Raw genomic sequence first — 17,821 nt, 5'->3', positions numbered from 1 at the left:
CTTATAACTCTTCTAAATAAGTGTAGCCATCAAGGCCGCTTTGCAACTCGTCTAAAACGCTTTGCTGTTCGTGTTTTTCAATTTTAGTGCTTACTAACTGCTCGTATGATTGCTGAAAACTTTCAACATCTAAATGTACATAGCGCATCATATCGGCAACAGTGTCACCTTGGTTTATCTCGGTAATACTTGCAACGCCTTGCTCATCCATATTAACAATTGCGCTGTGCGTATCACCAAACAAGTTATGCATATCACCTAAAATTTCTTGATAAGCACCCACCAAGAAAAAGCCCATTAAATAAGGTTTATCAGCACTAAATTCTGGTACAGGTAATGTGCTTTCAATACCTTGTCCATCTACGTAATGCTCAAGTGCGCCATCTGAATCACAGGTTATATCAAGTAATACGGCACGTTTTTTTGGTGCTTCAGTTAAGCCACTTAATGGCAATACCGGAAACACTTGATCAATGCCCCATGCATCTGGAAGCGATTGAAATAACGAGAAGTTTACAAAAAACTTATCGGCTAAACGTACGTTTAACTCGTCAATAATCGGACGATGAAAACGGTTTTTATTATCCATGTGCTTGTTGAGTTCATAACAAATACGGATATTAATTTGTTCAGCCCATGCACGTTGCGATAAATCAAGTAACCCGAGTGCAAATTGGTTATGCGCTTCAGCTAAGTCACCTTGGCTGTCGTGATAAATCTCAATTAACGCACGGTCATCCGTTAAATCAGTTAGCTGTACAAACGATGCCCACATATTTTTTAATAACAGAGGTGCATCTGCCGCTGGCGCTACTAACTCTTCTGGCGTGTAACTTTCAGTACCAATAACATTAGAAATAAGCACAGCATGATGCGCCGTAAGCGCACGACCTGACTCAGAAATAATAGTCGGCATTGGTTGCTCATATTGCTTACATGTATCACCAATGGTGTACACAATGTTATTCGCATATTCAGCTAAGCTGTAATTCATAGAGTTATGCGACTGGCTACGTGTGCCGTCGTAATCAACAGCTAAACCACCGCCTACATCAAGACACTCAATTTCTGCGCCTAGTTTACGTAGCTCACAGTAAAAACGCGCAGCTTCGCTTACACCTAAACGTACGTCACGAATGTTCGCCATTTGTGACCCTAAGTGAAAATGCACAAGCTGCAATAAATCAAGCTGGTTTGCGCCTTTTAAACGATTAACTACATGTAAAACTTGCGATGCAGATAAACCAAATTTTGATTTTTCGCCGCCACTCGCTTGCCACTTACCTTTACCTTGCGACGCTAAACGTACACGAATACCAATGCGTGGTTTTACGTTAAGCTCTTTTGCTTGGCTAAGCACCATGTCTAGCTCAGAAAGCTTTTCAAGTACGATATACACTTTATGACCTAGCTTTTCGCCAATAAGTGCTAAACGTACGTACTCTTTATCTTTGTAGCCGTTACATACAATAACAGCGCTGGTTTTTTCAGCCAGTGCTAGTACCGTTAGTAATTCAGGCTTGCTGCCTGCTTCTAAACCAAGTTGTTTTTTTTCTACTTGTGCTTGGCTTGCTACTATTTCTTCAACCACTTCACGTTGTTGGTTTACTTTTATTGGGTAAACTAATAGGTAGTCTTTAGGGTAACCATAGTTTTCAATCGCAGTATTAAATGCGCCGCATAAGCTGTGTACACGATGGTGTAAAATTTGCGGGAAACGAACTAAAGCAGGTAAGCTTAAACCTTTATCTTGGAGCTGCTTTGCGATATCAGTTAATGCAATGGTTTGCTCTGGGGCATGAGCCTTGGGCGCAACATACACATCACCTTGATCATTAATACCAAAAAAACCTTGGCTCCAATGACGAACATTGTAGCTCGTACGAGCTTGTTCTAGTGATGTTGTTTCTTTCATTTATCTTTCTCTTTTATTTAATTAACGCCGACTCGGCTAGTGCCGCGCATTAAAAGAAAAATAGAGATTCAAGTCCAACAAGTATTTTTACTCGTAACGAGTGATTTTTGATGTTAAAAAAATAACCAAACAACTATTGCCCGCTAGCATATATAAAACAGGACTTTGATGATTTTTAAAGATAAGAAAAGTTATAAAAAATGGCTGTTTTTAAATGACTCATTATAAATTTTATTAGCAAAAATGAGTTAGCTCATTCAATAAAATTCATCTTGAGTTACTTTGTTTATAAAATTTACTTTTGATGGATTAGAGTAAGGTGTTCTCAACACCTCAAATTACTGCTATTTAGCCAACGTGTTGTGACCAAGTATTACCTATGTATTCTGCAAAGTGAATAAAAACTGCACGTCAAAAACGCTTAGCATACATCCACCAGCACCAATAACCGCACACAACTACTTATGAGTATTGTATAACTGACTCTTTATTTAACTATTATTGGCTTTTTATCTATCTCTGTCATATTTTCAACCGTAGATAAACCATACCCACCAAACAGTAAAGTCGTAGTAATTAACCTCAACTTGTAAGTATTGCCTATTGTAGATAATTTATGTGGGCTAACTTCCCAGAGTTTTTTATAGTCATTTACACTTACATAAAAGGCCGTATTATTATCAGCTAAAGTAACTACTTTATTTCTTAAAATAACAGTTTCAAGAAAGTGTCTAAAACATGTATTTTTATCAATAAAAACAAATACAATTTCACCTTCAATACATTTTTGCTGCTGGGATTTTGGTAGTCTATAAATTAAAAATGCAAAAAATAGGAAGCTAGCTGCTATAAATATAAAAATAATCACAAGGTATAAAATATTCAATCTTTTATTCCATTAAAATATGAGTGCTGGTTTGGTATTACAATTTGCGATGTTTTAATAAGGGTAAGGTAGCCATTCCTGTCAATTAAAACTTTCGCTATACGTTTCATCAACTATATCCATATACTCAGATTTTGTAGCTAGGAGGTACGCTTGCCTGTCTTTTGGGCTCATATAGGCAAGCCAATAAGGGAGATAACCTGGATAGTCTACTCCAAACATATCTTCAAAAAATCGGCTTTCGGGTAGTTCAAGGGTAATTTCATTATGAGTAAGCTTTGGCATGCATTTGAATTAAATAGACTTTGGGGCGAACATAATTATTGCCATACCTAGCAGTGCAACTAGACCACCAATAATATCCCACATAGTAAGCTTTACGCCATCAACAACCCATAACCATAATAGCGCAACACAAATATATACGCCGCCATAAGCTGCATATACCCGCCCTGCTGCAGTAGGGTGTAAAGATAGCAACCATGCAAATAGTGCCAAACTTAAAGCTGCAGGAATTAAAAGTAAAATGCTTTTATCTTGTTTTAGCCAAAGGTAGGGCAAATAGCACCCCACTATTTCAGCTAAGGCTGTAATAATAAAAAGTGCGATTGTTTTTAATTCAAACATAATGCTCCGCGCAAAAATAACAAGCATAACAATCTATATAAATTGTTATGCTTAGTGCGTTGTTATTCGCTAAGCGCCATAGTGGCAAGTTTCATTGTGCTTTCAAACGACTTGGTACCCGCTATAAATAAACCGTTGTGACAGAACACGGCATCGGCAATACCTGTTTCATCTACAAACGCTTGATCAGATAAACCAGACCACGCTTTAGGAAGCGGTTTTCTATCTTCAAACGAGCCAGGCTCAACGGGTACTGTTTGCAATATCCATTGCCCAGAATGCGATGGGTAAACCATGTATAGCGCCTCACTTGATAAAATATGCACTGTTTTTTTCCACGGTGTGTACTTTTCAAGCACGATTACTCTAGCATCTTCTGCATTTTCAATTGCTTTGGCGACAATCTCTTTTGCATTAACACTACCGTGAGCTGAGGCGATAAAACGAATGAGCATGCGAGCTGCAAATTCAACGGCTTCATCAAAGCAGGTATCAAAGTTACTTTCTTCTTCCCATGTAGGGTTAAACATTGAAATTGTTTGGCTCAAGCTTATCCCTTTTGATACACCTTCAACATGACCACAATCAATGGCATCAATAGTTGAAACTAAGCCTGAATCCACTCTATCAGCAACGGCTTGGTTATCATCACACAGCGCTAAGCCGTATTTCTTCCACACTAATCCAAATGATGAAAAAGGAATGCCATTTTCTCGCTCGCCTGCACCACCGCGTTGATGATGATCAAAGCGATTAGTTTCAGGGTCGTATTCCCCACCTACATCAATTACAAAGTCGGCACTCTCTATAAGCGCTTTATCGCGAGTACGTACCAGTTTAAACGTTGGCAAAACATGTTTAAGTACCGCAATACTAAAAACGTCATCTGCATGAAAATTACCATTGTGGGTTACTACTGTTATGTCTGTCATTGGTTTAGTGTCATTTTTAGAAAGGATAAGAAAGTCTCGCTATTTAAACGTTATGGTTTGAAGTATTTTAAGGAGCATAGTAAATGACGGATTTTATACGATTATAGCCAACAAAAACAGTATTCTGCTTTTGTTAATTTTAAGAGGGCATTTTTGAAATGATCTTTAACAGACAATATATAATAGTACTAATGAACTTTGGGTATATTTGAAAGTAGCAATTCATTATAGTTTAATTTATACGCTATAAAAAACTATAATTAATAGCTACTTAAATAATTTAGTGTGGTCACTTAGAGTGAAGCTGTTAACCTTTATGCGCTTTGTTACTGGCTTAGGCCTAACTCCATAAATACACTTTGTGGATTCTCGAGGTAAGGCCCAAAACTAGCACATCGTTTGAAACCAAGATTTTCATATAGCTTAATCGATTGAATTTGCTTTGGCCCTGTTTCTAGCCTGATCAGTGGGATTTTCTCCTCACCTGCGTGATGTAAAAGTATCTGCATGATACGCCTAGATAACCCTTTACCACGATAACTAGGGCTTACATAAAGCCGTCTAATTTCACCATAGGGCGTTTTATCAAACAGCTTTACAATAGCGCCACACGCAATAATACCATCATCATTCTTTAAACCAATCGCATACACACTTGGCTCATTTAATTCATTTAACGTAAGAGACTGTGCAGTGGCAACTGGATATAGAGAGTTTATTAGTCGGTCGATATCAGAAAAAACATTAATCACATCCTGGTCATTCGGTTTTAAATCAACTAACTGCATAGAACATCTCAATATATATTAAAAATATGTGTTGGCAAACTATACCGAATTGTAAAAAATGAACAACCTCGTTCTACTTATTTAAACGTTTAAATAAACCCAGTAATTTACGTGAATAAAGAATGCCCTCATGATTAAACGCAATTACTTGCTAAATTCAGTGTAGGCCTCTAAAAATAGCACATGCTACCAGCTCAATTATTTTATTTGGTCGATGCAAAAATTTTAATAACAGAAAAGTCATATTTCGTATTCACTTTAATGGGGTCAGCGAATAGTCAAAGTATTTTCTATGTTCTTTTCCAGCTAAATTAGAGTTAATTTTATTTGGATGTTTATATTCTTTCCAGTTGGCGACTTGACGTCCTATATTTAATTTAGGGAAACAGGTATTTCCTTGTATCTCCACGCCTAAAAACTGTTTTAGTTTTAACAAACTATCAGGTTCACTAATATCTATTGCTAAAAAATTGTCACTATTTTTGAAATACGAAAAAACAGCTTGTTCATGCTTTAAATAACAACCAGCTAACGCTGTCGATGATAAGGGTAATACATCAGAGAACGTACGATGAAAACTACGCTTTAAAATAGGATTAAACTTACCTGTATTTAAATCTAAATGAGGCGCCATTTTTTCGAGCAACATAGTAATTGAAGGCACCCATTTATTTAGCTCTCGACTTAAGTATATAAATTTAGCATTTGGGAATAACTCGTCTAAATGCATGTAGTCACTCATAGCTTAGTTCTTAAGGAACACAGACCGTGTGACTTCCTATCTTAAAACGGCAAATATCATTGTTTTTCTCAATGCTTTGCCGCTTACAATTTACCGCTAGTAGCTCAAATACACGATGTATCTTATGGCTGCACCGTGTTTGTTCTATGCAATCCAGAATATCATCCAACCAAAGATAACTGCACTTACTCGCTCTAAATGTCGAGATCGCACACTTAAACATACCCGCTGCACTATGGCAGATAAAACGCTTGATAAGTGTTTGCAGTATGCTCAGCCAAACCAATGATTCGGCAATATGAGGATCTCGTGTGATGAACCCTTTAAGGTTATTCCATGACTTTAGTTCTTTGAAAAACAACTCAATTTGCCAACGAGTTGCATATATATCGAGTAGTTCGTCAAAGCTAAACTGTGCCTCTTTTAAATTAGTAACAAGGAAAACGGGGCGCTTTTCATTCGGTAAATAGATAAGCCTGTACTCGGGCCCATTTTTCTTCCAACGTACTGTTAATTCAAGTGGTTGGCTTGCGAATTTATCGAGTAACGTTTTGATTTTAATGTTCTTTTCTTTAAGTTCTATACCCGCGCAATAAGCTGATGTAACGATTGGGTTAATGTTTTTATTTGCTCTGATCAAAAAATATCCGCCATCTTGAGCTACTTGCTCAAAGTAATCTAAGTCAAAATACCCAGCATCAGCAAGTAATAACGTATCTTCAAGTGTGTGGCTACCTGGTAAAAAGGCGCGCTCAGTTTCAACATCAGGACGAATATCTATTTCGCAGGGTTGTTCATTAAATAGGTCATAGGTAACGTGCAACTCAATTGCGGCAGGACTTACAGCAGTAAAACGACCAGCAAAAACCTGCGCTAATTCATCATGTAGAGCAAATGAAGAACCATCTTGCAATAACACTCGCTGTACTCCTCGCTGGGTAAAAAAGGTTTTATCCAGCGTGTTTACAGTCAATTTAGACATCGCTTGAATAACGAGCTCACGGACAAGCTCAGTCAAGGCTGGTTTTCGAATTTGATTATGAAAGGGTTTATAACTTATCGTGCAATTAGCCTGCGTTCGCAAGTTTTGATGGATATCTGACAAGTTAGCGTCTTGCAGGCAAGATAAGCTTTTAAACACGGCTTTGAGCAGAGAAACGATCGACAGGCAACGGTGTCGAACTTGAAATCCAGAGGTTTTTGCAAGCTCAATGAGGTGTTTTTCTGAGATAAGGGCTTTTAATTGGTTTGAAACTTGGTTAATCTGCATGTGAACTCTGTTTTTAGTCATGTTTTTATTGGCGTAACTATTTGATCATTAACAGAGTTCAACTTCAAGTTTTCTTAAGATCCAACCTATGTGTAGTCACTAAAGCAAGGTGCGTCAGATATTGCATCAGACATTTCAAATGCTTGCTTTGTAAAAGCGGTATGCGCCACCGAAAAGCCCATTTCTAGTAGCGCAACACTTATGCTAGTAGTGCCAGTTCTGGGCAACCCAATCACAAAGATCTTAGCCATCTATAATTACTCGCTTTTAAAATAATGTCACTAAAACTGCATGCGTTAGGGAGCTGAACAGAATCAGCCTAAGCTCTCTATAAAAAAGTAACTTAATTCCCTGCCATAGATAAATCACCATTAAGTTAAGCCACTTTATAGCATTATTAGTGCCTGTTGACCTTTCAGAATTAAAATTCATTCAATCTATGGGCTATTTAATCGCGGCGTGAGGTTTGTAACCTAGTGGGCTCGGTAACTGCTCCTGTATTAATCTACTGGCTTACATCCATGTAAGAATAAGTAAAAACCGAGCCAAGCTTCCGCGGGCAGCGCATACTTGGCATTTATTCTACGTTATCGCCTATTTATGGAGAATAACCACACTACATAGGCTCTGCTTTGCCTAAATACCAAGCACACTGCTGAAAACTTAACCTCGAAAGATAAACAAGCCTAGTATTTAAACACTTTGTTACCTAAAAACGCTGTTCAAAAAAATTCAGCTATTTATACTAGCTACAGTGGTAAACATTTATTGAGGTTACTGTGCAGATAGTACAAGGTATGGAATATTTTTTTTCAGGTTTTAAATTAATTACTCAAAAGGGGTTAAAACGTTTTGTTTTTATTCCATTATTAATTAATATTTTACTTTTTGGTAGCTCGCTATTTTTCTTATTCGGTTGGCTAAGTGACAGTTTTAGCTACATCAATGATATGTTGCCACAATGGTTAAGTTGGCTTGAATGGCTAATGTGGCCAATTGCTATATTAATGGTTTTATTTAGCTACAGTATGCTCTTTACAGTGATCACTAATTTTATCGCAGCCCCCTTCAACGCTTTGTTAAGCGAAAAAGTAGAACTTTATTTAACAGGCCAAAAGATTAACGATGATGGCTTTGCTGAATTAGTAAAAGACATACCTCGTATGCTAGCCCGCGAGTGGACAAAGTTATGCTATTACCTTCCTCGCGCTATAGGTTTTTTTATACTGCTTTGGATACTCCCCGTCATTGGTCAAATATTATGGGTCCTATTTACATGTTGGATGTTCGCAGTGCAATACGAAGACTATGCGTTCGATAACCATAAAATTGGGTTTAAACAGATGAAAGACGATTTAAAAAGTAAACAAGGTCTATCGTATGGGTTTGGCTTTGCCGTTATGCTATTAACAGCAATACCATTTATAAACTTAATAGTAATGCCTGTCGCTGTGTGTGGGGCTACGCGTTTATGGGTTGATAATTACAGGCCCAAATATCGAAGTTAAATATACAAAAAATGGGTCATCAGACCCATTTTTTATTACTAATAAAACTTAGCTGTATAGATTTTGTGGCACCTTAGTAACGTTTAAATGAACGGTTATTTCCTCACGATCATGATACAAATGCTTAGCTTGCAACTCGTAGTTAATACCTTGTTTATCTAGCTCTTTTCTAATCATCGAAAGGCATTCGTAGACACTGTCAAAACGTTTTTTCATTGGAAGTTTTAAGTTAAATATAAACTCTTTAGCGTAGGCACTCACAGCCCAATCAATCATTAAGGTCGTCACTTTAGTGGGTTTTTCCACCATATCACATACTAACCAGGTAACATTTCTTTTTTCAGGGCGATATTTAAAACCGTCAGCTCTAAAATGTTTAACCTGGCCTGTTTCCATCAAATCATCATTCATCGGACCATTGTCAATTGCACTTACAAACATACCACGGCGAACAAGCTGATATGTCCAGCCCCCAGGGCAAGCGCCTAAATCGACACTGCGCATACCTGCTGCAACACGAGATTCGCGCTGTTGTTCAGGAATAAATACATTAAACGCTTCATCAAGCTTTAATGTTGATCGACTCGGTGCATCGCTTGGCATGCGAAGACGTAAAATACCCATAAAAAATGGAGAATTATTAAAACTATATGAGTAACCTACATAAGCTGTGTTGTTTGTTAAAAACATGACATGCATTACAGGACGGTTTGCTTTGGGTTCGCGCAATACTGTATTTTGTTTTTCGAGGGCTTTTTTAAGTGGTGTTGAGATTTTTTTACAAAACGTTAAAAGCTCTTTTCCTTCATTTGTGTCAGGGGTTTCTACACGTAGCTCTGAGCACAATGTAAACTCTTTTGCAGCTTCAACTACCGCGCCAACGCGATCTTCCACAGGCATGTTTTCAAGTAATGTACCGGCAAACCATTGGCGTGCAAACACCATATTTTTAAAATCAACTTTTTTGATTATTTCGTCGCTGTGATGCGCTTCAAAACATTCATAAACAACGTAACCCGTATTTGGCTTTGCTTTTACATAACCCGCAAAGCCTTGCTCTGCAGCGTGAAACGTTATTTCAGCAGCGGCATCGTTTTCAAACCCACTACGACAGTAAATCACAACACTAGACATATAAACCCTTAAACTCTTTAAAACTTAAATCGTGCAACTTGCACTAAAATAACTACCCAACCAATAATAAAGCACAGCCCACCAATTGGTGTTATTGGCCCCAGCCACTTCATACCAGTTAATGCGAGTAAATATAAACTGCCACTAAAAAGTAGTGTGCCTGTTATAAAAAAACCACCAGCCCAGCTCAGATTTATGCCCCATTTAATTAAAATAGCAACCGCAATAAGCGCAAGTCCATGCACCATTTGATATTCAGCAGCAGTTTTAAAAACCCCAAGCGAATACTCTGTTAAACGGCTTTTTAAACCATGTGCTGCAAATGCACCTAACATGACCGAAAGCATACAAAAAATACTGCCCATCATTAAAAATACTTTAATCATTAATTACCCTCTAAATTTAAATCCACACAGTTTTTAATAAATTCAACAGCCTCCAAAGCAGCTGTTTCTCTATTTTGTAGCTCAGTCATACCACTTTTTTTACGAGGTTTAAGTGAGTGGTCCCCATCTGTAAGCCATATGTATTGTGGCTGTTTCGGCATAACCATTGTTGCAAGCTCTTGGCGAGTACCAAACGTATCTCGCTCACCTTGTAATACTAAAAAAGGGCAGACTATATCTGCGAAGTGATCGGTACGCAGCTTTTCAGGTTTGCATGGTGGATGAAACGGATAGCCAAAAGCAAGAACACCTAAAACAGGTTGTTCTGTCGTACAAGCAAGCATGGATGCCATTCGTCCGCCCATTGATTTCCCGCCAATAAATAGCGGAATGTTTGGCTGTGTATGGTTAAGTATTTGCTCGTAATAACTAAGTAATTTAGGTGCTCGCTCAGGAGGCCTACGCTTATTCGTTTGTTTGGCTATTTGCATATACTCAAAATCAAATAGGCCAACATCAACACCCTGTTCACTGATTAGTTTTGCCACATGCTGCATAAAGTCTGAATCACTACCGGCACCAGCTCCATGGGCAAATATAAATTGCGCTATTGCTGGCTGCTGACTACTTTTAACCCACTCAATCATATTAATACTCTTGCTCTTGCTCTACTAAGCTCAACATCCACTCTTTAAAGGATACTATTTTACCTAGCTCTGTTTGTGATTCTCTAAGGACTAAATAATAGGCGTTTTTACTTTCAAGACTGTGATTAAATGGGATCACTAAGCGACCAGCGTCAATGTCAGGCTTTGCCAGCACGCTGTTACCAATTGCCACACCTTGGCCATGCACTGCTGCTTGCAGCACCATCGACGAATGACTAAATATAGGACCTTGGTTAACTTGAATATTGCGCACACCAGCCGTTTTCATCCATGTTTTCCAGTTTTTACGGGTAGTGTCATGTAGTAAAGTGTGATGTACTAAATCGCTTGGTTGGTCAAGCGGTTTTATCCCACTTAACAACATCGGGCTACATAAAGGGACTAAATACTCGGTATGTAATTTATAAGCTTGCACACCACTCCAATGACCTCGCCCGTAATAAATAGCCACATCAACATCATCTGTTAATGAGTTTTCGTCTTGGTCTTGCGCTTTGATCCGCACGTCAATCTCAGGATGTAACTCATTAAATAAGCTTAAACGAGGTACAAGCCATTGAATTGCAAAACTTGGTGTTAAGCTAACTGTTAATGAGCCCTTAGCACCACGCGCTAATAGTTTTTCGGTTGCATCAATTAGTTGCGTAAAAATCTCTTTAATATCGAGGAAGTAGCCTTGCCCTTCTTCGGTTAATAATAACGAACGATTTTTACGTAAAAACAATTTCAAACCTAAATGTTCTTCAAGTGTTTTTATTTGATGACTGACAGCCGCTTGAGTTACATAAAGCTCTTCCGCAGCTTTTGTAAAACTTAAATGGCGCGCAGCGGCTTCAAAAGCTTTTAATGCGTTTAATGGAGGTACTCGTCTTGACATGATGACCAAGCTTAGAATTAGTTTTTCTTATGCGGTGAATTATATACCTATGCTGAGAAAGAGTATATTTAAGGTGTAAAAAAAGCGACCTAAGTCGCTTTTCTAACATTTCACTTAATTGTTAAGCTTTTAATTATAAGTCATTTGCACTTGTATCAAGCGGTTCAAAGCTTTTAATTAAATCGTCTACCGCTTTCATTTGCGATAAGTAACCTTCTAACTTGCTAAGTGCTAGCGCGCAAGGGCCATCACATTTCGCTTCGTTAGGATTTGGGTGCGCTTCTATAAATAAACCAGCAATACCCAATGCCATACCACTTCGAGCAAGCTCAGCTGCTTGTGCACGACGACCATCAGCCGAATCTGTACGACCGCCTGGACGTTGTAGCGCATGTGTTGCATCAAAAATCACAGGAGCCATTGCTTTCATGTCATCCATGCCAAGCATATCAACCACTAGATTATTATACCCAAAGCTAGAGCCTCGTTCACAAAGTGCTACGTTGTTATTACCCGCTTCATTAAATTTAGTAATGATGTGACGCATTTCGTGTGGTGCTAAAAACTGTGGTTTTTTCACGTTAATGATCGCGCCTGTTTTTGCCATAGCAACCACTAAATCAGTTTGACGTGCTAGAAATGCAGGTAACTGAATAACATCGACAACTTCAGCAACAGGGGCCGCTTGATGTGGTTCATGTACATCGGTAATAAGCGGAATATTGAACGTTTTTTTAATCTCTTCAAATATTTTTAAACCTTCTTCCATACCTGGACCACGGTACGAATTGATTGAAGATCGATTAGCTTTATCAAATGACGCTTTAAATACATAAGGAATATTTAATTTAGTGGTTACTTCTACGTAATGCTCTGCAACACGCATAGCTAAATCGCGAGATTCTAATACGTTAATACCACCAAACAATACAAACGGTTTGTTGTTTGCTAGTTCAATTTCATTAATTTTAATAATTTGGTCTTTCATTTAAATTCCTTACGGTGCAACTGCTTGCATCATTAATCCACAAATATAAGCCATATACGTACCCACACCATAGCCCAGTACAGCTAACAGAACACCAACAGGCGCTAATGACGGATGAAACGCTGATGCTACAACAGGTGCAGACGCTGCACCGCCCACATTAGCCTGCGAGCCCACTGCCATATAAAATAACGGTGCTTTAATTAGTTTAGCAACTAGCAACATTAAACTTGCATGTACAAGCATCCAAATAGCACCCACTAAAAATAAGCCGGGATTATCAAAAATGGCGGTTACATTCATATGCAAACCAATCGATGCAACTAAAATATATAAAAAGCTAGAGGCCACTTTTGAAGCACCAAACGCCTCTATTTGTCTCACTTTAGTAAAAGATAAACTAATACCAATCGTAGTCGATATGACAATCAACCAAAAGAATTTGCTGTTTAGGCTGTACTCTTTTGCCCACTCATAAGTAGTGCCAAAATAAGGACCTAAAAAATCAGCACAAAAATGTGCTAAACCAGTAATACCAAATGCAATAGCAAGTAATGTCATGTAGTCGTTAAGAGTAGGCATGCGAGCATGTTCTGCGTGATATGTTTCTACTCGGCGTTTTAAATCTTCAATTGCGCTAGTATCGGCACCTGTTGCCGCATCAATTTTCTTATGATTTGCTGCCATTAACAATAAAACAGCCATCCAAATATTAGCGACTATTACATCAACAGTAACCATCACCGAAAATATATCGCCGCCAACTTCAAACATCTCTTTCATCGAAGCTTGATTCGCACCGCCACCAATCCAGCTACCCGCAACAGTTGTCATACCGCGCCATACCGCATCAGGACCATGGCCACCAACAATACTAGGATCAACAGCACTGACGACTAAAATAGCCAAAGGTCCACCAATAACAATACCCAAGGTACCTACTAAAAACATAATAAGTGCTTTAGGGCCTAAATTAAGTATGGCTCTTAAATCAATACTAATGGTAAGAAGTATTAAACAAGCTGGCAGTAAGTAGCGCGAAGCTACGTAATAAACATTGGACTTATTGCCATCAACTATACCAAATGTATTCAGTAGTGACGGTAAAAAGTAACAAAGTAACAAGGCCGGTACGTATTTATAAAATCTTTTTAGTGCTGGGCGTTCACTGTTTGAGGTTTTAAATATAAACCCCAAAATAACAGCAAGTAAACCAAGTACAACGGCATCATTGGTTATTAATGCACTTTGAGTTTCAACCATAATTTTTCCTATTCTTAATGGTGAGTTTTATTATTATCTTCTAATTCTTCTATCTGATGTTGAATAATCTCAATAGCAGGATCGTCAGGACATTCATCGACAAAAAATTGTAAATCATCTCGTGCCATTTTAGGACAATCGAGTTGATTTAATAAGTAGCCTCTGTCGCGTCTTTCATACGGGTCGTTGCCAATTAATTCCATCAACATTTCTACACACGTTAAAGCATGGCCAAATTTATTTTCGCTAATAAAAGACCATTTTTGTTGAGCTAAGAACAATTTATATACTTCATCATCAAAAATAAGTTCTAGTGGTTCCTGTTCTTGCCCATCATCCTCATCCGCATTTTCAGGGATAATATACCAACTTTGTTGACCGCTACTTGGTTCAATTATGTAGCCTTCCTCATCGCTAATAGCGACATGCACACCAATATCGCCTTGGTTTAAGCTCATGCTAGCATCGAGTTTAGCGTGTTGTAAAAAGTGGCACAGTAAAATAGCTAATGTAGTTGGGGAGCCACTACGCATGGTTAAGGTATAACTTAAACTATTTAGTTTATGCTCAGGCACTTTTAAGCTTGAGGCACTAAATAGCCAGGTACTATAAAAAGTATCTAATAATTTTTCTAAGCGATCGTGATCGTCGCTGACTTTTAAGCACAAAACATTTATTTGTTGCTCAAAGTCGGTGAGAATGTCAAAACTTGCTGTTAAATCTAATTGAGGATCCCATTTAGACTCAGCTTTAATACAACGATAAATTGCCACAGGGGTAAATTCATCAAAAGCATCATCAACATAAGATTCATCGTGTTCATCAAACCCGAGGGTGGTCATCAATACTGCAACATTTTAGAAAACGAAGGCGTAGTTTACCTAACTTTAAAGCTATATACCAATATAGTGATGTTTTTGAATATTTGCAGCGAGGTGGAAGAACGAGCTTTACAGACAATACCGTAAAGCTCAAATTATTAAGGTTTACTTTATTAGAACAACAAAGCTGATTTAGACGTCGCTAAATAACCTATCGCTAAAACAACAACGGTATTAATTACAATGTAAATAATTTTAGCAAGGGTGTTAGTTTGCTTTGAACTTTTAACCCCTATCGCAATATACACAACAACTAAAATTATCTTTTCTAACAACCATAGCTGCTCAAAAGGGTTAATTTTAGCCATAAAAACAAGTGTAAGAGCAGAAACCAACAGTAGTGTATCTATGCTATGACTACCAATAAGTACCAACTTATTCTTAGCTATTTTGCCACTACCAATTCGCGAAAAAGAGCGAACATAAAATAAAATAACACTGAGCATAGCAATTGCCATGTGTGAGTGCTTTACTGCTAAATAATCCATATGCCCCTGTACTTCTATATTTTTGATATTAATCTGGAAAACGAGTTAATACTATTTCTATTTCATTAAGCTTATCGTTAAGCACTTCAACAAGTTTAGGCTCAAAATGCGATCCTTTTTGTGAATTGATTTCATCAACCACTCGTTGCAGTGACCAAGGCTCTTTATAACAGCGTTTATGGCGAAGTGCATCATAAACGTCAGCAAGAGAGACTATTCGGCCAAATACATTTATTTCTTCACCTTTCAATCCATTCGGATAGCCAGAGCCATCCCATTTTTCATGGTGTTCTTTTGCTATAATTGCACCAGCACTAACAATTTCCCTCGGTGAATCTTTTAAAATGCTATAACCTTTATCTGTGTGGGTTTTCATCACTTCCCACTCTTGGCCGTCGAGCTTTCCTGGTTTATTTAAAATAGCATCCGGTATACCTACTTTTCCAACATCATGCAAAGGCGATGCTAATCGAACTAAATCGGCTTCTCGCTTAGATAAGCCATAACCCTCAGCCAATATATGACAAATATTAGCCACACGCTTAACATGATTACCTGTTTCACTTGAGCGCTGCTCTACCGCTTCACTCAATCTATAAACTAATTCCTGCTGAGTTGCTTCTATTTCTGATTGTAACTGCACATTTTCAAATGCTAATTGCACATTTTGCGAAAAAATCTCAATTAAATGACGTTGCGTATCCGTTAATAATTTTGGGATACCTGATATAAATAACATTGAGTTATGATTATATTGACTACTGCAGTAAGCAAATAGGTAATTATCTTTATATACGATTGTTTTGTCACTTAATGCTTGTTGACACGCTGCAAGTTGTTCACTTTTAAGAACCAGCTCTAACTCTTTTCCTTCACTTTGTTCAAAGTCCCCTGTACCTGAACGAACAATAAGCTTTTTGTTATTGTTTTCTTCTGGATTTTGAGCAACTAATGTAGTGGCGTACATTGCTTGATCTGCAATACCTAATAACGAGGTAAGTTGCTGCATTACGCCCTCAGTGAAACTATCTATTGAATGAGCCGAAAATATATCCCTTGAGGCTTTTATTATTTTCTCTAGCCCTTCGCGTGATTGTTCAATAGAAATAATATCGCGATATGAACGAAGACTAGACATAATAACAGTGAATAGTTTTTGCGCCGTTAATTCCGTTTTCGATTTATAATCATTAATATCATAATCAACAATAACTTGTCTTTCAGGTGCTTGACCCGGTTGACCCGTTCGTAAAATAATTCGAATATGATTGTTTTTAGCTGTTTCACGAATGTATTTAGCGACTTGCAAACCCGCATCATCCGTTTCCATTACTACATCAAGCAAAACTATGGCGGCATCAGAATGCTCGTCTATTAACTTTTTCGCTTCTGCACCAGAGTATGCACTTACAAACTCCAATCGTTTATTTTGAAAATCAAAATCGCTTAATGCCAATTTTGTTACAGCATGAACCTCAGGTTCGTCGTCAACGATTAATACTTTCCAGGTGCCCTGTTCTATTTTACTAACAGGCTCTTGAGGCTCATCTGAAAATAAGAAATCATCCATCATAGCTAAAATTTCCTCGCAGCATTTTTTAATACACAAGTAGACAATTTTTACTATTTAAGGCCACTGTGCGAGCGTTACACGGTCATTATTACCAAGGTCTTTCACTGTTTTAATATTAACAAACGCCATTTTTTCAAAGAAATGACGAACAGCTTCACCTTGCTCAAAACCGTGTTCTATTAAAAGATAGCCATTAGATAGCAAATAGTCACGTGATTGTGTAATTATTTGTTTAATATCAGACATTCCGCAATCATCAGCCACTAATGCCGATAAAGGCTCAAAACGCACATCGCCCTGATTTAAATGTATATCGTTGCTTTCGATGTAAGGTGGGTTTGTGACTATTAGATTAAACTTTTCACCGTGCAACTCACTAAACCAGTTGCTTTGTTTAACGTGCACATTATTAATTGCCAATCGCTGCTGGTTACGTGTAGCAAGTGCAACGGCATCGCTTACTCTATCTACTGCAATAATTTGCCAATCAGGCATTTCACTACCCAGTGCCAACGCAATTGCACCAGTACCCGTGCCTAAATCAAGTACTTTAGCTGTAGCAGGAACAGCCACTTCAAGTGCTTGTTCTACTAATGTTTCAGTATCAGGGCGAGGTATTAAGGTTGTTGCGTTAACTTCAAGCGATAAACTCCAAAACTCACGTTGCCCTGTAATATGTGCAACAGGTTCACCGTTTAAACGTCGTTGGCAAAATGTATTAAATTGCTGTTGTTGCTTAGCGTTAAGTTCATGCTCTGGCCAAGTAAAAAGGTAACTGCGAGGTTTTTGAAGAATATGTAGAAGTAAAACTTGTGCGTCTAATTTAGCACTTTCGCTGCTAGGTGCTAATAAATTAGCGCCTGCAGCAATTGCTTGTTCAAGAGTTTGGCTCACG

The 17,821-nt window shown here is 37.9% G+C and carries 19 protein-coding genes and 1 pseudogene; 1 reads left to right on the top strand and 19 read right to left on the bottom strand.

Going from position 1 to position 17,821, the window contains the following annotated elements; all coding sequences use genetic code 11:
- Position 1 precedes the first annotated feature (1 nt).
- The 9 genes and pseudogenes from speA to AOR04_RS05935 form a co-directional block, all read right to left on the bottom strand.
- A complete protein-coding gene (gene speA / locus AOR04_RS05975) occupies positions 2-1,915 on the bottom strand; it encodes a biosynthetic arginine decarboxylase (protein ID WP_096792768.1) in 1,914 nt (637 codons plus the stop codon).
- A gap of 487 nt (positions 1,916-2,402) precedes the next feature.
- Complete coding sequence (locus AOR04_RS05970) at positions 2,403-2,801, bottom strand: hypothetical protein (protein WP_096792767.1); 399 nt, start codon at positions 2,799-2,801, stop codon at positions 2,403-2,405.
- Positions 2,802-2,882: 81 nt separating this feature from the next.
- The gene (locus tag AOR04_RS05965) at positions 2,883-3,086 is read right to left on the bottom strand and encodes a hypothetical protein (protein ID WP_096792766.1); all 204 of its coding nucleotides are present in this window, start codon (positions 3,084-3,086) and stop codon (positions 2,883-2,885) included.
- Between the two features lie 9 nt (positions 3,087-3,095).
- Complete coding sequence (locus AOR04_RS05960) at positions 3,096-3,428, bottom strand: YnfA family protein (protein WP_096794091.1); 333 nt, start codon at positions 3,426-3,428, stop codon at positions 3,096-3,098.
- 62 nt (positions 3,429-3,490) lie between these two features.
- Positions 3,491-4,360 (bottom strand): MYG1 family protein, encoded by an 870-nt coding sequence (locus AOR04_RS05955; protein WP_096792765.1) that lies wholly within the window; start codon positions 4,358-4,360, stop codon positions 3,491-3,493.
- A gap of 326 nt (positions 4,361-4,686) precedes the next feature.
- Positions 4,687-5,148 carry a GNAT family N-acetyltransferase gene (locus AOR04_RS05950; RefSeq protein ID WP_096792764.1) on the bottom strand — a complete coding sequence of 154 codons (462 nt, stop codon included), beginning with the start codon at positions 5,146-5,148 and terminating at the stop codon, positions 4,687-4,689.
- A 253-nt stretch (positions 5,149-5,401) separates the two neighbouring features.
- A complete protein-coding gene (locus tag AOR04_RS05945) occupies positions 5,402-5,890 on the bottom strand; it encodes a sulfotransferase (RefSeq protein WP_232525517.1) in 489 nt (162 codons plus the stop codon).
- A 10-nt stretch (positions 5,891-5,900) separates the two neighbouring features.
- On the bottom strand, positions 5,901-7,160 hold the full coding sequence (locus tag AOR04_RS05940; RefSeq protein WP_157770536.1) for an IS4 family transposase: 1,260 nt from the start codon (positions 7,158-7,160) through the stop codon (positions 5,901-5,903).
- Positions 7,161-7,252: 92 nt separating this feature from the next.
- A pseudogene (locus AOR04_RS05935) lies at positions 7,253-7,411 on the bottom strand (sulfotransferase); the annotation flags it as partial.
- A gap of 546 nt (positions 7,412-7,957) precedes the next feature.
- Between AOR04_RS05935 and cysZ the strand changes: the two are divergent.
- Complete coding sequence (gene cysZ, locus AOR04_RS05930) at positions 7,958-8,668, top strand: sulfate transporter CysZ (protein WP_188085232.1); 711 nt, start codon at positions 7,958-7,960, stop codon at positions 8,666-8,668.
- Positions 8,669-8,716: 48 nt separating this feature from the next.
- On the opposite strand, the gene rlmM is transcribed toward cysZ, so the two are convergent.
- The 10 genes from rlmM to prmC all read right to left on the bottom strand — a co-directional run bounded on the left by rlmM (position 8,717) and on the right by prmC (position 17,820).
- Entirely contained in the window at positions 8,717-9,802 is a 1,086-nt protein-coding gene (gene rlmM / locus AOR04_RS05925) for a 23S rRNA (cytidine(2498)-2'-O)-methyltransferase RlmM (RefSeq protein ID WP_007378107.1), read from the bottom strand.
- Between the two features lie 17 nt (positions 9,803-9,819).
- The gene (locus tag AOR04_RS05920; RefSeq protein ID WP_033029060.1) at positions 9,820-10,188 is read right to left on the bottom strand and encodes a DUF423 domain-containing protein; all 369 of its coding nucleotides are present in this window, start codon (positions 10,186-10,188) and stop codon (positions 9,820-9,822) included.
- A complete protein-coding gene (locus tag AOR04_RS05915; protein WP_096792762.1) occupies positions 10,188-10,835 on the bottom strand; it encodes an alpha/beta family hydrolase in 648 nt (215 codons plus the stop codon). Before AOR04_RS05915 ends, AOR04_RS05920 begins: the two co-directional genes overlap by 1 nt.
- A gap of 1 nt (position 10,836) precedes the next feature.
- Entirely contained in the window at positions 10,837-11,733 is an 897-nt protein-coding gene (locus tag AOR04_RS05910; RefSeq protein WP_007378110.1) for a transcriptional regulator GcvA, read from the bottom strand.
- 133 nt (positions 11,734-11,866) lie between these two features.
- Entirely contained in the window at positions 11,867-12,721 is an 855-nt protein-coding gene (gene kdsA / locus AOR04_RS05905; RefSeq protein ID WP_008138268.1) for a 3-deoxy-8-phosphooctulonate synthase, read from the bottom strand.
- A 9-nt stretch (positions 12,722-12,730) separates the two neighbouring features.
- Complete coding sequence (locus tag AOR04_RS05900; RefSeq protein WP_007378112.1) at positions 12,731-13,984, bottom strand: DUF819 family protein; 1,254 nt, start codon at positions 13,982-13,984, stop codon at positions 12,731-12,733.
- Positions 13,985-13,998: 14 nt separating this feature from the next.
- Positions 13,999-14,826 carry a tetratricopeptide repeat protein gene (locus AOR04_RS05895; RefSeq protein WP_096792761.1) on the bottom strand — a complete coding sequence of 276 codons (828 nt, stop codon included), beginning with the start codon at positions 14,824-14,826 and terminating at the stop codon, positions 13,999-14,001.
- Positions 14,827-14,978: 152 nt separating this feature from the next.
- Entirely contained in the window at positions 14,979-15,353 is a 375-nt protein-coding gene (locus AOR04_RS05890; RefSeq protein ID WP_007378114.1) for a SirB2 family protein, read from the bottom strand.
- A gap of 28 nt (positions 15,354-15,381) precedes the next feature.
- Positions 15,382-16,926, bottom strand: coding sequence for a DUF3369 domain-containing protein (locus AOR04_RS05885; RefSeq protein ID WP_008138270.1), 1,545 nt, complete (start codon positions 16,924-16,926; stop codon positions 15,382-15,384).
- A gap of 54 nt (positions 16,927-16,980) precedes the next feature.
- Positions 16,981-17,820 (bottom strand): peptide chain release factor N(5)-glutamine methyltransferase, encoded by an 840-nt coding sequence (prmC, locus tag AOR04_RS05880; protein WP_033029070.1) that lies wholly within the window; start codon positions 17,818-17,820, stop codon positions 16,981-16,983.
- Between the last annotated feature and the right edge of the window lies 1 nt (position 17,821).

The sequence above is a fragment of the Pseudoalteromonas sp. 1_2015MBL_MicDiv genome, from assembly GCF_002407505.1.
Taxonomy (GTDB): domain Bacteria; phylum Pseudomonadota; class Gammaproteobacteria; order Enterobacterales; family Alteromonadaceae; genus Pseudoalteromonas; species Pseudoalteromonas fuliginea.
This window is presented reverse-complemented; position numbering and strand designations above follow the sequence as displayed.

Coding starts and splice junctions, on each gene's coding strand:
- speA (WP_096792768.1), bottom strand. CDS start 1,915: ATGAAAGAAACAACATCACTAGAACAAGCTCGTACGAGCTACAATGTT.
- AOR04_RS05965 (WP_096792766.1), bottom strand. CDS start 3,086: ATGCCAAAGCTTACTCATAATGAAATTACCCTTGAACTACCCGAAAGC.
- AOR04_RS05960 (WP_096794091.1), bottom strand. CDS start 3,428: ATGTTTGAATTAAAAACAATCGCACTTTTTATTATTACAGCCTTAGCT.
- AOR04_RS05955 (WP_096792765.1), bottom strand. CDS start 4,360: ATGACAGACATAACAGTAGTAACCCACAATGGTAATTTTCATGCAGAT.
- AOR04_RS05950 (WP_096792764.1), bottom strand. CDS start 5,148: ATGCAGTTAGTTGATTTAAAACCGAATGACCAGGATGTGATTAATGTT.
- AOR04_RS05945 (WP_232525517.1), bottom strand. CDS start 5,890: ATGAGTGACTACATGCATTTAGACGAGTTATTCCCAAATGCTAAATTT.
- AOR04_RS05940 (WP_157770536.1), bottom strand. CDS start 7,160: ATGCAGATTAACCAAGTTTCAAACCAATTAAAAGCCCTTATCTCAGAA.
- cysZ (WP_188085232.1), top strand. CDS start 7,958: ATGGAATATTTTTTTTCAGGTTTTAAATTAATTACTCAAAAGGGGTTA.
- rlmM (WP_007378107.1), bottom strand. CDS start 9,802: ATGTCTAGTGTTGTGATTTACTGTCGTAGTGGGTTTGAAAACGATGCC.
- AOR04_RS05920 (WP_033029060.1), bottom strand. CDS start 10,188: ATGATTAAAGTATTTTTAATGATGGGCAGTATTTTTTGTATGCTTTCG.
- AOR04_RS05915 (WP_096792762.1), bottom strand. CDS start 10,835: ATGATTGAGTGGGTTAAAAGTAGTCAGCAGCCAGCAATAGCGCAATTT.
- AOR04_RS05910 (WP_007378110.1), bottom strand. CDS start 11,733: ATGTCAAGACGAGTACCTCCATTAAACGCATTAAAAGCTTTTGAAGCC.
- kdsA (WP_008138268.1), bottom strand. CDS start 12,721: ATGAAAGACCAAATTATTAAAATTAATGAAATTGAACTAGCAAACAAC.
- AOR04_RS05900 (WP_007378112.1), bottom strand. CDS start 13,984: ATGGTTGAAACTCAAAGTGCATTAATAACCAATGATGCCGTTGTACTT.
- AOR04_RS05895 (WP_096792761.1), bottom strand. CDS start 14,826: ATGACCACCCTCGGGTTTGATGAACACGATGAATCTTATGTTGATGAT.
- AOR04_RS05890 (WP_007378114.1), bottom strand. CDS start 15,353: ATGGATTATTTAGCAGTAAAGCACTCACACATGGCAATTGCTATGCTC.
- AOR04_RS05885 (WP_008138270.1), bottom strand. CDS start 16,926: ATGATGGATGATTTCTTATTTTCAGATGAGCCTCAAGAGCCTGTTAGT.